Source organism: Paenibacillus sp. LS1 (genome assembly GCF_026013365.1).
Classification (GTDB): domain Bacteria; phylum Bacillota; class Bacilli; order Paenibacillales; family Paenibacillaceae; genus Paenibacillus.
Genome location: NZ_JAPDOE010000005.1, coordinates 161,071 through 174,589, shown reverse-complemented (window position 1 = coordinate 174,589; position 13,519 = coordinate 161,071). Strand labels below are relative to the sequence as shown.

Sequence of the window (13,519 nt, the reverse complement as noted above, 5' to 3'; positions counted from 1 at the left end):
TTAACCTCAAACTAAGTTATGATTCTCAATGATTAAAGTCGTAACTATGTTCATAATTTGTTGAATTACATACCTCAGGAGGAAAAGTAGATGACTAAAACAAAATTGACTCGAAAGCAAGTGTTAGGTGAGAAATCCACCACTCAAATAAACCGGTGGGTTCAAGAATTTATCTTGGGATGGATTCCGTGGCTAGAAAAACGTAATGATTATGAATCAGTTACGTTTCAAAAGCCTGGGGAGGAAGAACCATTTAAGAAGTTTCAAGACTGGGAGAAACGCAAAGAGCGGTATACAATTATTCCTTATTCTGAAATTGATCTATTAAAGCATGTTATTTATGGAGACGGGGATTTTTCAACCAACATATCAGCTGCATATGTACTCGGTGAGCACCTCAGAAGTTTGAACGATAACATGATTATGATCCGGTTCACAATGGAGTTGAAATTACAGATTATTGGTGCAGAGGAGTTTAATCTGGTACAAGCAACTCCTGAGCAACGTTGCAAAGCTGGTATCTTAGCTTTGTTGGAATTGTCATAAGTGTAGTCGAACCTAATTCCGAGATATATCATGGTAGATGATTCGATTGTAGTTTATTTAGAAAACTTATCTAAATAAAATAGTAGTGATAAAGTCAAAAGAGCAAGAAAAGAAACAGCCTCTTCGAGAGGCTGTTTCTTTTCTTGCTCACCACTTGTAATTATATACAAATTCAATACGTTCGATAGGATCTTTGGGTAGAGGAATTCTATAGTTAATCTCGAACAGTTTAAAGAGAGAGTTTATTTCTTCTTCAGGCACATTACATTTAAGTGAAAATTCTTTTATACGATGAGTTGTAATCCGTTGAGGATTTCTTAACTCCTCTTTGCTCATTAATCCTGTTAACTCTTTGTACTCTTTATATTTAGTGTCTGAAATGACTTGAATCAAATCATTTCTGGAATCCCAACAATTTGTTTGAATTGGTCTACTTAAACTAACTAAAAAATAATTCAAAGTTATTCTCGATCTGAAGAATTCACTAATTAGGCCAAACATAATTAAGTTAATTACCTCCATTTATAAGTTTATTCACTTACCTTTTCTCTGCTCACTGTCCGGATTATATTATCAATTAATAATGTTTTAAAGATACATCGTTTAAAAGGTACTATACATCAAGATACATAAGTCTACAACTGGATACTGGCTGGTCATCCATTTATAACATATTCCTTAGAAATTTATTCTTGTTCATAGGAATTCATCAGTTCTATCAAATCATACTTGATCTTAGTTCTTTCTAATTCCATATAATGAACGTAGCCCTTATTCTTGTATTTAATGATATATCTATCGTGATGTTCTTCCTTTTTAATCACAAAAATCATATAGTTTCTCATTTTCATCTTCAGATCCTTCAAATCATTAAGTATCTGCGATTGGATCTTTAGTAAATGTAAATTATAAACTTCTTTAAATTTAATATTGCTGGTCAGAATTTTCTTACGGTCATGTTCAATGACATTTAAAAGGAAGGGAAGCTCGACACAGTTTTTAACCAAAAGAAGGTCTTCTTCGGTTTCAGACATCATAAAAAATCAACACGAATAATTTTGTTGATATCTACCCAGTCAAAGTCAGCCTCAATCTCCACTTTAATTTTTTCATTCTGAATGTCTATTACAACCCCACGGAATGTCAAAAGTTTTCCATTTTTGATGGTTTCCATTTTGAGTGCATCCTTACAATAAAGAGACTCATTAATCTTATACATAAATTCTTGTTTCTCATCCTCATGCATTACTGGCATCTTTATCATTTTAGGCTCTTCATGATGAGCAACAATTCTTTCAGTGTGTTGAGGTAACATCATGCGGCTAGATTCCCATAATCCATTAGCAGTAAGTTTTTTTACCCTCATTTATAGTGTCCCCCTATTTTTAAAGCTCGATCTCTAGCCAGTCCAGCAGTTGTTAATGAACTAGCGCGTAAAATAGATATCTCACCAAATCGGTCTTTAATATCGTCCACAACCTTATCTATAGCCCGTTGCTGCTCTTTATTATCAAACAATGACATCTGATAGGTATCAGCATCAACCAGGTCTGAAAGAGAAACTGAGACTCTTCGGACGGGTAATCGATCCCAATGTTTGTAGAATAACAATTTGGCTGCTTCATAAAAACTTTGCATGTCAATGAGTGCAATAACTCGCTTTTTCAATACAATCAACCTCCGAACACGAACATAAGTTCGTTGTGTATGTACGTTTATTATATACCCACAAACACGATATGCAAGAGGTATTATCTGCAAAGTTATATGTGCTATTCTTATATTTTTTAAAATCATAAATGGAAGATCAGGAGGGGTTTTGTTTTGGAGGTATCTGTTATCTGATATAATCAGATCATAACATTAGTGGATAGGTGGTATAAAATGGCTAGGAAAGAACCGAAAAAAAATGTGCTACGAACCTTAGCTTTAAGATCGGGAAATGAGTGCGCTTATCCTGATTGTCCCGCAGAAATAGTAGATTCAGAGAATGATTATGTTGGGGAATTAGCTCATATTGAGGCAGCAGAACCAAAGGGACCTCGATTCAATCCAGAACAGACGGATGAAGAAAGAAGAGGGCTAGACAACTTAATGTTTATGTGTCATCCGCATCATACCAAGATTGATAATAATATCGAAAAATTTCCAGTAGAGCGTTTAAAAGAATTTAAGTATAATCATGAAAAAAATCAAAAAATAAATTCAAAATCGATTTCCGATGATCACATCAAAACTATTCAGCAAAAAGAAGGAAATTCCTATTTGGATGAACCGGAAGAGGAAATCAATCTTGATGATCAATTGAAATTAAAAGAATGGCTTGATAAAAACAGTGACTATAATTTAGACCATTTGAAAAATAACCTTGAAATCCTTCAAAATCTCAAGAATAAAACAAGAGAGATTGTTTATCTAATTGTTAAAACATTTGAGACTGGAAATATTGACTTCGCAGAAATAAAAGAATTAATAAATGATTCAAAAGAGGATGCCTTATTCGAGAAGTTTGAACTTCTTTTGAAAAAGAATATCATTGATGATCATCATGTTTACTCTGATGTACTAGAGCAGGTACTGGATTGTGATAAAGATATTGAATATATTATAAGTAAAAAATCTCTTCGCATTTCAAGTGAATCAACAATCTTAGTTGATATTTTTCGATATTTTAAAACCAGTTTAGAAGATAGGGAAGCAGCTAAGCTATTGAAAAAATTAATAACAAAGATCGATATATCGGTATTTAATTAAAACTTCAATATTATGGACAATTTCAATTGTTATAATCACCTGGAATATAAAGTTATGTTGATACATCAGTCATATTACCAAAACTTCTCAATACTAACGAACAAGGGGGAGGAGAATCTCAAAACTGTAGATGAATTCTTAAAAGATAAGTGTTATAATTCGTTTATTATATCTTTGAACACACTTATTCCAGTCACGCGACATATGGAATATTAACTTACTAAATGCCTCTTATAGGACAAATGATGAGAAATCACATTTCCAACCTATAAGGGGCATTTTTTTGTGCTTTAAAGCAAATTTAGAGGGAGCGATTATGTTTGTTTATCACTACTACATACCTGGAGACTTTAAATCGAGAGCGATATTAAGCCTTTCAGCTAAATGTACCGGCAGTTATCAAGTGAACACATTTTTCTTTAACAGTCACACTGGTGTCTTTGAACCCTGGTCCGATTTAATTCGATCTTCTTTGAGAGACTGTTTAGCAGAACTTAATTCACTGGGTATGGTTAGAGAAAAAATGGTTAGGTTTCAGTTGCATGAACATCCCGATCGATTTAAACCAACGCCAATTGTTGATGTAAACAAAAGTCAGAGACAAATGGAGAGAATACAAAAGAAGTTCAACATTATATTTATATAGGGGAGAAACTAACATGACAACATCTCAAATCAACTTCTCAAGAATTGCAAATATTCTAGGGCTAGAAGAGGCACACGCTGAGGTCTTCTTAGCAATACCTCCCTTGGTGCAAGAATCTCTCTTCTTTAGGGTGCAATGTTTTTCTGAATTGCTCTTGCAATTTTCTGAACGTCCTCCAGCTTTAAGAGATCAATGGGCTGAAGTGAAAAGTATTCAAGGACAGACAAATGAAGAAACTTGCGTGTTGATTCAATTCAGTTCAATGACTGAGCAGCTCTCCTTTGTTGTACCCGTAACATCAGTTACTGGACACAAAGATTTGATTGTATCTAACCTTCAAAAAATGGAGCGGCACTTTTCTTATGTTATGAAAGAATGGGTTAATTCAACAAGACATACCTCAGGAAATGAAGTACTTTATGCAGCTCATTAAAAAAATTAGGAATGAGAGAGGGCAATTACTAATGAAGAAGATCATTTATTTTTTAGCAGATTGGCTTTCCTTTGGAAAAGATATGGGATATATATTCGCATTAAAATATAAATTAGGAATTGCTCAAGAGGGTTTAGACTTTTTTAGTGCTGAAGATGAGGGAGATATCGTCCTAAAACATAAATCTAACAAATAGAAGGAGCTTTTAATTATGGCAACTATTGAGACTTGCGATTTTTGTTACAAAGAGTCTGTTTTGGGGTGTTCTGGTGTTGGTCCACAGACAGAGATTGGCTGTATTGATGTTATGGGCATATGTCCAACTTGTGAACTTAGCTCTCTTCGTTCTTCTATTCCAAATTTTCGTAATATGATTGAAGAGTACAAGACGAGTATGGATGACATCCATATAGAGCAAGATGAATACGATTATGTGGAAAAATCCTACTTTGAAGCTAAAGATGGATTACAAGAACGTTATTCTGATCAAAAATACTTGGCGAATAAAGTAAACAATTACTATTCAAATAAATATCCCGCTCAAGTCCATCCATTAAATAAGTCACTTGATGGTAACATGCAACCTGGGATATACACTAACTGTTCTGACGGGAATTTAACTATTAAAATGAATCTCACTACGCCAGAAGACAGATTAGTTGCAGAGGAGTATACCACTGCTTTAGGAATTCCAAGTGATTACAATAATGAAGTTGAGCAAGTAATATCAATTTAATATAATTCACAATAAAGAGCCGATGAATGCTCGGTTCTTTATTGTGAACCTATAAGAACGTCCCTCTGAATGAAAATGTCTTATACATTTTATTGAGAGGGGCGTTTTTGTGCCTCTAGTCACAACCCAAACTATTTAAAGGAGATCATCATGAAAGAAATACTTGCGAACCGAATTGCTGAAGTCTTAAAGCGAAATGCACGTCCTATGCATATTAAGGAGATTGCCGCACACTTCCCAGATAAACCGGAGAGTACAGTTCGCGGCAGGTTATATCGAGAACTCAAAACCCGCTGTGAACGTGTATCTCGTGGGGTGTACTGTTTTACTACTGAAGATGGAGCTGCTCTTGTAGTCGAAGGAAACGGTCGTGATCTTAGCACCTTTGCTGACAACAGCATTGATGCAATTGTCACAGATCATGCATACGAGGATAAAGCTTCAAATGTAGGTACGAATCGCAATTTTGTAAAACCATACGAACAAACCACATTCCGGTATGAACTCGAAGATTTTAAGGAAAAAGCTCGGGTACTCAAACCTGGGGGGTTCTTGGTAGAATTTCTACCTGCTGAAAATGAGAATAATTATGATTACCTGTATCAAATTAAATGCTTGGCTAATGAGTGTGGGTTACTATATTATGCTAAAGTACCCTGGAAAAAAGGGGTCCGGATCTGGAACACTGGCCGTAAGTCAAAGAATACAGAAGACATCATGTTTTTTGTCAAAGGAAAAGCACGATCATTGCGATTAGATAAGCAACGTGGAAATGGAACTCGGTTGATGTCAGGAACAGCGTATCTTCTTCCAACTGAATTTATATTTCAGCCGGCATCTCCCCAGCATAAAGTTCACCAAGCTGAGAAACCAATAGAACTTTATGAGGCTATTTTGCATGCAATCACCTTACCTGGAGAAGTTGTAATTGACCAGGGCGCTGGCAGTGGGAATCTGGGTATCGCTGCTATGAGAACAGGGCGAATAGCTGTCTTATTTGAAATTTTAAAAGAGAATGTTGAGAAAATAAAAGATCGTTTCAAAATACCTGAATTGCCACTCGTTTTTTAAGTCATCAGGATTAATTGTCTTGATAGCACTAAGGAGAGATTATTTTGAATTTAAAAACAGTTCCAAATTGGTACGTTGAATTGGTGAATTTGATGGAAACAATCTATGCGCATCCCATTGAGGTCTATAAAGGCTTCAGTAACAACGTAACGCTAAAGTCCCCAGAGCTTGAACTTTACTTAAGATTAATGCCTAACATGTGGTTAACCATCGCCACGATTGACGTTGGTTTGGAGAAACAACGTCAGGGTATTGGAACTTCAATTTTTGAATGGTGTAGAAATTACTGCATCAATAATGGAATTCCAATCATCAAGGTTGAATCTGTGATGAGCGATTCAATGATCGCTTTCTGTATTAAACATGGCTTTCAATTGAAATATCCAGAAAAGTCATTTTGCTATGATTGGATTTATACTCTTGAACAAAGAATTGATTCCTAATATTAAAGCGTTTCTTGTTTTGAACTAATTTCAAAATAAGAGACGTTTTTTTATGACTTCTATTCCATAAGAATAAGCCTCGCTGAATGAAACGGAAATCTTCTCGCAAAAAGAAATAAACATATTAAAAGTTAGAATAATAGCAATTTCACATATGGAGGGAAAAATGATGACTAACAATGATGTAACACTTACCCCAGAAAAAAGAATGAATATGGTGCATGAAAATATAGCTGAGATGGGGATGATGATTGGCGCTTTGATAGAAGGAGCTTCAATCCCTCAGTCAGAGTTTGATCTAGATTCAGTAGATATCAGACAAGCAGTTATCGTTTGGGCTAAGGAGTTTGAGGATAAATTTGATGGTGGAATCGATTTTGATTATCCAAAAGGATATCCTGAGATCGGGAACCCTGAAACATACATTGAAGCAATTAATAACTTCACGGATCTCAAATTAAAAGAAGCAGGTTGGCTTACTGAAGAATATATAGCTCACAAAGGTCGATTCTGGAATGATAGATGTTTTAATGTGGTAGACAATAGCAATGTTGTAGATACCATTAAAAAAATAGAAGCGGTTGATAATATGAGTGATTATCCAGAAGTACACATCAAAATCAGATTATGCAAATCAATGAAAAGAAATAAGAGGGTAGAGGTCTGTATCAATGATGCGACTTACTATCCATGTAATCCGGACCAAGGATTTGATATGATGATCAATGGTGTACATTGTTACTCTCTCCCGCCTGAAGAACGTGCATGGCTATTCACGGTTCCCTATAATCGTGAAATAGAAGCTTTACATGTTATGGCCGTTATAATCGATCAAGACTTAGATCTTGCTGTTCAACTGAATGGCAAAGTGTTTGGTTTTAATGCTGGCGGTGGGTTCCTTGGATACAGTCCAAGTTTCGAAGACCAAAACATCCATATTGAAATCATAAATGAGTTAGCTGGAGAAAAATATAGTAAATACTCCTTCGCTAAATAAACTTATCGCAGGACAAGTACATGTACTATTAAAAATCACAATTTAACGGCTTTAGACATCAACAACAAAAGATAACACCAGGGTCAATGATCCTGGTGTTTTTGTATTAAAACTTTTGACACGTACATTGATGCTCCGAGTTAAATTCAATGACGTTATAAATGTTTGCTCTTATATTTGATGATAGGTTGATGTCTGAACCCAGCAATAGAGTCACACCAATGAATTTACTTCTCCCAATCATCAATAAGGTGGTAAGTCCGTTTTTGGAATGAGTGCTATTCTCCTTATACAAGTAACCAATAGACTGATCAATTATTATGAAGGTAGGAATCAACTCATCCCTATTTCTGCTAACGATGAATGAGATATTATTCCTAAAGAATTCTTCATAATACGCCTCTTTAGCAAATTCCGGTACATTGAATTTCACCAGTATAATTCCGCCCGACTTATAAATCTCAATTAAAGAAGGATCATTTGGATCTGTAACATTAGCGGCATCAACGGTGTACATGGAAACCTTATACTTCGAAGCGAGTGAATGTATTAGAGCCAGCTGAGAATCTGATTCGGTGATTAAAATCGTTACAGACGCTTGACCTGAAGCAAGTCGATCTAAGTCCTGGCTAACTTGCTTAATCATTGCTTCATCTCGCTGTTCTTTGGATTCAACCGTAATTAATGTGTGAATGAAACGCTCCTTGTGATTAACTGCTACTTCTTTACCTTCAAAATTAGTACCATAATAAATAGTTTGATCCATAATATTGATCTCCTCTCGGTTAATAAACGTATTATAAGTCAGATGGAAAAAATCGAGTAATGAATCACCTGGTACAAAATAATCAGATACTATTGTAGGAGTTATATGCAGGATCATGACAGGATGTAGTTCTTTTGATTTACAAAAATAAACTAAGCATATATATTATAAATAGATTTTTCCAATAAATTAACAAGAACGAAAGGGGGTCCATTTGAAACAGGTATTCATGCCTATATTTCAAATGGTCTTCTTGCTTTGAAAGGAAGATCACTATAAGAAATTTTTACATCAATTACTAGCTACCTGTCGTTCATTTCAAAATTAGTTTTTGTAAAGTTGTAAGGTTGTCGTTTATTTCTTATCCTTACAAGAGAAAATCAAAATTAGAACGGAGCAGTTTACGAATGATCCTGCACATAGGATATATATTTTTCTCGTTCATAGAAACATTTTCTTATTTCATTCTCGCTTTAGCAGCTGTTAGATTAGTACCTCAGCATTATTTAAAAGAAATCTCTATAGTGAGCTTTATTGTTGCGTTTTTATCATTTTTCATGAGAGAAGCAGTAGACCTCAAACAGATCTTCCCAATCATCGTACTTATCATTTTTACAGCGTTCCAACTTCTCGTTGTTAAAGCACCATTTTGGTGGGGGTTAATCATAGCATTCTCAACGTATGTACTCTTTTTCATTATTCAAACCGGACTTTTACTCATCTTGACCAACACCGTGATCTCTTTGGAAAAAGCACAGAGTGCTTCAATAGATCAATTCATTGGACAAACAGTTACGGCCATAGTAATCACTTTGCCATCACTCTATCTCTTTAATAAAGGAATTGGTTACTCTGCAGATTTCACAAAACTCAGATTTAGCCTAGATACTGTCATCGGCCTTCCCTTATGCATATTGCTCTTCGCCGGCTTTGGTTATGTGTTCATTCAGAATGACCTCGTAATGGCGTTTTTAGCACTTAGCTTGTTAGTAGGCATTCTCATCTATTTCGCTGTTAAGAAAGAGAGAGCTTATGATTTCAAAAGTGGCAAATAAAATGGCTGTATGGCTCATAGACCGGAGCCCTAATGCCCGATATTCAGTGGCAACAATCGAATTCATTCTTATCATCATACTTAATGTTCTACTAACTATTTTTATTTCACTTCCAATTGCCTTAATATTAGGACACTTCATAGAGACTGCCGTTATTCTCTTTGCCTCGTATATATTAAGACAATACTCAGGCGGCTACCATATGTCTAAATCTTGGAAATGCATTGTTACTACAGTTATTTTGTCAAACGTAATACCTTACATTCATCTGTCTACAAATACCGTGTTAATACTTACCGGAGTCAGTGCAATACTTGCTGCTATCTTTGCACCATCCCGAATAGAATTAGATACCGTTATACCAAAAAGCGAATATAAATATCTGCGTATTCTATCAGTACAAATCATATTCTTTAATTTTATTTTCTTATCGCCTGTTCTTGCAGTAACATTTGCGCTGCAATCCATCTCGCTCATTCGGTTGCCACATAAGGAGGTGATTACTCTTGGATAAAATGGACCTAAGTAAAGTTACAAATGCACTTGGAGGACTTGCGGATCAAAAAGTAAAAGTGCTTAGTTGCATAGGTTGGATTCATTCACCAAAGCCACCGGCTGAGTTGCTTAAACAAAATCAATCTCAGAAGGAAAAGTAGGACACATCATGGAATGGAATGGAACATTACCAGTAAGCAGAAATCCTGAAGGACTGACGGGATACGAATCGCTTCATGTAGATAAGATTCTATTCTTCCGGATTGTAAAAGGAGAACTGCAAGCTCACACAAGTGATGATTTTCTTCATCTCATCAGTGGTGAAAAGATTCAAAGGTTTTTAAATACACTTTGGGCGAGTAATTGTCATTTTGTTCGATCTGATAGAGGAGACATCCCCGATATCGGGAAAATACGAAAATTTGATAAAAAATGGTTCAGAGCATACTTTGATGAAGTACCAAATAAAAATTCTAAATATATTTATATCGCTAAAGCTCGATATGATGAATTTGTTGAACTTACGATGAAATATAACAGTTATATACGTGATAATCCGACCAGTCGATCCTGAACTGTGTCGGATTTTTTTCTATATTCATCGTTATTAATGTCCAGTTCAAATTAGACAGTTCAAAAGAAAAGTGTAAACATAGGACGTAAGACATCTATAAATGGAGGATTCTTATGAACAAACCGTATGCCATTAAAATAACAAAGACAGTGGATGTTAAACGTACTAAACCATACGTTGTGATAATCGAAATCACAGTTACCGATTCACTTTTTCTTGACCGGTTGATTAACGTAATTAAAGAAGGATCATATGGATTGTGGTATGAAACATACGAGCATTGGGGCACTAGAATCTTTTTGAAAGATAAGTTTGCACTGCATGTATATATGCGTAGGGGAGGGAAAGTATGGTTACTAGATTGTTTCAAAGAAAATCGACAAGAAGAAAGAGAACTACAACCGTTCTCCTTTAGTTCCAGAGAGAAACAAAACGTATACTCAACGAAAGCATACGAGCTCTTGAGTACCTTTATGTTGAATCAATATGATGAATACAGGGAGTTAGTAGCTATAGCGGAGAAGATATCAAAAAATATACAACTGAGGAGGCGTAATGAGTATGAACATGTTTAATACTCTTCATGAGAGATTTGCTAACTTCTTCAAGAAGCATCCTTTATTAGCTGGTTACGTCTTCATAATTAGTTTATACGGAATAATTGGATGCTTACTTTTATTTCTATTAATCTTTCTACTCGTGACAGGTAGGCCCACCATATATGAAGCCTTATTCTCCCTACTTCAATGGAGAACTATGTTTCTTCTTATATTATTTTCAGTCCTGCTATATTTTATGGATAAATCAAAAAAAGGATTTGAATAAAAAAATTGTTGGTGAGCTACACGACGCCTCATACATACACGACCGGACGACAGCCCATCAGCTTTAAAGTGATAGAATAATTACGTAAAAAACCCATCAATGAAAAATCGATGGGTTTTTCATGAATTTAGTGTCATTTTATGTCGAATTATGGTTACTAGTGTCGCCTATTCAGAATTTGAATACAGCTTTACTTTCTTTTCATAAATATATAACATGGAACTAAGACAAAGGAACCAGATCGAGTGCATTTGCACGTGATATAGATCATTTTCTTCCTTAAAAACTTGCCAGTATAGGCAAGTTTCTGCCGAGGGAAGAGTAGAAAGTACCTACTCATTTAATACCGTTTAAATCCAGTAGTAAAGGTCTTCAGCATGACAACCTAGAATAGCTGCTGCTTCTACTGCACTTTCGTAGGACATCAAACGTTCTCCACTTCTCCATCTGGACACGGTGGATTCGTTTACGCCCATACGCCGAGCAAATTCTGCAGGTGCTAAACCACCAAGCAACTCGTCTAAACGGCATCTCCCTCGTTGGAGAGCCATAGTTCACCTCATTAATACAGAGATGTAGCGATTATACATTAATATGACAACCTGGAGCAATTAAAGGAGAAGCTAAAATGAACCAAAATAAGATGGATGATAAATCAAATAACGAAATTACACGTTTGCAAGAAAGACTTGAAAGGAATCCTAGTTTTCAAAAGATACATAGTAACTATGCAGAAAAGCTCCAACAGCTGATACATGTTATTCCGGAGAGTCACCTTGATGCGCTGAGTTCACTTGAATACGAGGTTATCGCGATGCTTGCCAAAAGTGTTGAAGTGACATTCTTGAATAGTATGCAATTTTCTAGCCCCTCATCTGCTGTAGATCTTAAAATAGTATCTGGTTAATTTTCGACTTCGTATGAATATTGAAATCATAAATCCCTCACTTGAGAAAAGAGAGGGATTTTTTCGTTTTTTTGTAATGTACAAATATATCTTTGGAAATTCGACCCCAAACTACTTTATATGACACACTATACTGTAGCTAGTCTAATCTAGCATATCTTATCAATAGGAGAGCTCAGACTATGCTACAAGAAATAATTGTCGATAACTTCGCCGGTGGAGGGGGAGCTTCCACTGGTATGGAATTAGCATTAGGATACAGCCCTCACATTGCTATCAATCATGATAAGGCCGCTATTGCAATGCATAAAGTAAATCACCCTGACACAGAACACCTACTGCGGTTCGGTTTGGGATGCCAATCCCAGAGAGTTAGTTAGAGGCCGTCCTGTAGGGTTAGTGTGGTTTTCACCAGACTGCAAACATTTTAAGGTGGTAAGCCGGTTGAGAAAGAAATTCGTGGACTTGCTTGGGTAGCAGTGCGTTGGGCCGCCACTGTAAAGCCAAGAGTGATCATTCTAGAAAACGTTGAAGAATTTACGACCTGGGGTCCGCTGACGAAAGATGGATATCCGGATAAGCAGAAGAAAGGTAAGACGTTCAAATCTTTTGTGAATGCCTTTAAACGCCTCGGTTATGATGTGGAGTGGAAGGAACTGCTTGCATGTGACTATGGAGCACCATCAAGCCGCAATCGCTTCTTTCTGATTGCGCGTAATGATGGAAGAGCAATCGTTTGGCCAAAACCAACTCACGGTAATCCAGAAAGCGAGGAGTTTAAATCTGGAAATTTGAAACCATGGCACCCTGCAGCAGAAATAATAGATTGGACAATTCCTGCAACATCGATCTTTGATACCTCAGAAGAAATAAAAGAAAAATACGGAGTTAGAGCCATACGTCCTTTAGCGGATAATACATTAAGCCGAATTGCTAGAGGAATACAGAAGTTCATTATTGAAGATCCAAACCCTTTTGTTATGCCTTTTACTATTACAAATTCAAATTTCAAAAAATCAGGGGATATTCAAGCATTTATAGATGCATACATGAATAAAAGTAATTCGGGTCTACTGACTCCTTTTATCGCAAGGATAGGTCAAACAGGATATGCAAAAGATCGATTGCAATATAGAATCACAGATCCCTTAACCACCATTACCTCAAAAGCAGAGCACCTGCTTATTACTCCTATTCTTGGTGTGAACACATCTGGTCATCCTGGTAGTTCAGCTTTGGAGCCTTTACGCACAATTACGACAGGCACTCAG

The 13,519-nt window shown here is 35.9% G+C and carries 18 protein-coding genes and 1 pseudogene; 15 read left to right on the top strand and 4 right to left on the bottom strand.

The window, feature by feature from the left end; all coding sequences use genetic code 11:
- The first annotated feature begins 90 nt into the window (after positions 1-90).
- The gene (locus OM416_RS19945) at positions 91-546 is read left to right on the top strand and encodes a hypothetical protein (protein ID WP_264932456.1); all 456 of its coding nucleotides are present in this window, start codon (positions 91-93) and stop codon (positions 544-546) included.
- 1,033 nt (positions 547-1,579) lie between these two features.
- Here the strand turns inward: OM416_RS19945 and OM416_RS19940 are convergent.
- The gene (locus tag OM416_RS19940; protein WP_264932454.1) at positions 1,580-1,912 is read right to left on the bottom strand and encodes a YolD-like family protein; all 333 of its coding nucleotides are present in this window, start codon (positions 1,910-1,912) and stop codon (positions 1,580-1,582) included.
- Entirely contained in the window at positions 1,909-2,214 is a 306-nt protein-coding gene (locus tag OM416_RS19935; protein ID WP_264932452.1) for a hypothetical protein, read from the bottom strand. The genes OM416_RS19940 and OM416_RS19935 overlap by 4 nt, the downstream gene beginning before the upstream one ends.
- Before the next feature lie 216 nt (positions 2,215-2,430).
- On the opposite strand from OM416_RS19935, the gene OM416_RS19930 reads away from it, so the two are divergent.
- The 7 genes from OM416_RS19930 (at position 2,431) to OM416_RS19900 (ending at position 7,626) form a co-directional block, all read left to right on the top strand.
- Positions 2,431-3,300: a hypothetical protein gene (locus tag OM416_RS19930; protein ID WP_264932450.1), complete on the top strand. Its 870-nt coding sequence runs from the start codon at positions 2,431-2,433 to the stop codon at positions 3,298-3,300.
- Between the two features lie 659 nt (positions 3,301-3,959).
- On the top strand, positions 3,960-4,379 hold the full coding sequence (locus OM416_RS19925) for a hypothetical protein (RefSeq protein WP_264932448.1): 420 nt from the start codon (positions 3,960-3,962) through the stop codon (positions 4,377-4,379).
- Between the two features lie 31 nt (positions 4,380-4,410).
- A complete protein-coding gene (locus OM416_RS19920) occupies positions 4,411-4,575 on the top strand; it encodes a hypothetical protein (RefSeq protein ID WP_264932446.1) in 165 nt (54 codons plus the stop codon).
- A gap of 15 nt (positions 4,576-4,590) precedes the next feature.
- Complete coding sequence (locus tag OM416_RS19915; protein WP_264932444.1) at positions 4,591-5,115, top strand: hypothetical protein; 525 nt, start codon at positions 4,591-4,593, stop codon at positions 5,113-5,115.
- A 150-nt stretch (positions 5,116-5,265) separates the two neighbouring features.
- Positions 5,266-6,186, top strand: coding sequence for a DNA methyltransferase (locus OM416_RS19910; protein WP_264932442.1), 921 nt, complete (start codon positions 5,266-5,268; stop codon positions 6,184-6,186).
- Between the two features lie 44 nt (positions 6,187-6,230).
- Positions 6,231-6,629: a GNAT family N-acetyltransferase gene (locus OM416_RS19905; protein ID WP_264932440.1), complete on the top strand. Its 399-nt coding sequence runs from the start codon at positions 6,231-6,233 to the stop codon at positions 6,627-6,629.
- Positions 6,630-6,795: 166 nt separating this feature from the next.
- A complete protein-coding gene (locus OM416_RS19900) occupies positions 6,796-7,626 on the top strand; it encodes a hypothetical protein (protein WP_264932438.1) in 831 nt (276 codons plus the stop codon).
- 106 nt (positions 7,627-7,732) lie between these two features.
- Here OM416_RS19900 and OM416_RS19895 read toward each other — a convergent pair whose 3' ends face one another.
- The gene (locus tag OM416_RS19895) at positions 7,733-8,392 is read right to left on the bottom strand and encodes a hypothetical protein (protein ID WP_264932436.1); all 660 of its coding nucleotides are present in this window, start codon (positions 8,390-8,392) and stop codon (positions 7,733-7,735) included.
- Positions 8,393-8,799: 407 nt separating this feature from the next.
- Between OM416_RS19895 and OM416_RS19890 the strand changes: the two genes are divergently transcribed.
- The 5 genes from OM416_RS19890 to OM416_RS19870 all read left to right on the top strand — a co-directional run bounded on the left by OM416_RS19890 (position 8,800) and on the right by OM416_RS19870 (position 11,091).
- Entirely contained in the window at positions 8,800-9,447 is a 648-nt protein-coding gene (locus tag OM416_RS19890) for a hypothetical protein (RefSeq protein WP_264932434.1), read from the top strand.
- Complete coding sequence (locus OM416_RS31950) at positions 9,425-9,961, top strand: accessory gene regulator B family protein (RefSeq protein ID WP_413775809.1); 537 nt, start codon at positions 9,425-9,427, stop codon at positions 9,959-9,961. The genes OM416_RS19890 and OM416_RS31950 overlap by 23 nt, the downstream gene beginning before the upstream one ends.
- The gene (locus OM416_RS19880) at positions 9,954-10,103 is read left to right on the top strand and encodes a hypothetical protein (protein WP_264932430.1); all 150 of its coding nucleotides are present in this window, start codon (positions 9,954-9,956) and stop codon (positions 10,101-10,103) included. Before OM416_RS31950 ends, OM416_RS19880 begins: the two co-directional genes overlap by 8 nt.
- 8 nt (positions 10,104-10,111) lie before the next feature.
- Positions 10,112-10,516: a hypothetical protein gene (locus OM416_RS19875; protein ID WP_264932428.1), complete on the top strand. Its 405-nt coding sequence runs from the start codon at positions 10,112-10,114 to the stop codon at positions 10,514-10,516.
- A 113-nt stretch (positions 10,517-10,629) separates the two neighbouring features.
- Positions 10,630-11,091: a hypothetical protein gene (locus tag OM416_RS19870; RefSeq protein WP_264932426.1), complete on the top strand. Its 462-nt coding sequence runs from the start codon at positions 10,630-10,632 to the stop codon at positions 11,089-11,091.
- A 600-nt stretch (positions 11,092-11,691) separates the two neighbouring features.
- On the opposite strand, the gene OM416_RS19865 is transcribed toward OM416_RS19870, so the two are convergent.
- Positions 11,692-11,892, bottom strand: coding sequence for a helix-turn-helix domain-containing protein (locus OM416_RS19865; protein ID WP_264932424.1), 201 nt, complete (start codon positions 11,890-11,892; stop codon positions 11,692-11,694).
- Positions 11,893-11,969: 77 nt separating this feature from the next.
- Here OM416_RS19865 and OM416_RS19860 point away from each other — a divergent pair, with 77 nt between their 5' ends.
- Together OM416_RS19860 and OM416_RS31945 are read left to right on the top strand one after the other, a co-directional pair.
- Positions 11,970-12,248, top strand: coding sequence for a hypothetical protein (locus OM416_RS19860; RefSeq protein WP_264932422.1), 279 nt, complete (start codon positions 11,970-11,972; stop codon positions 12,246-12,248).
- A 182-nt stretch (positions 12,249-12,430) separates the two neighbouring features.
- Positions 12,431-13,456 (top strand): annotated as a pseudogene (locus OM416_RS31945) (DNA cytosine methyltransferase); the annotation flags it as partial.
- Positions 13,457-13,519: the final 63 nt, after the last annotated feature.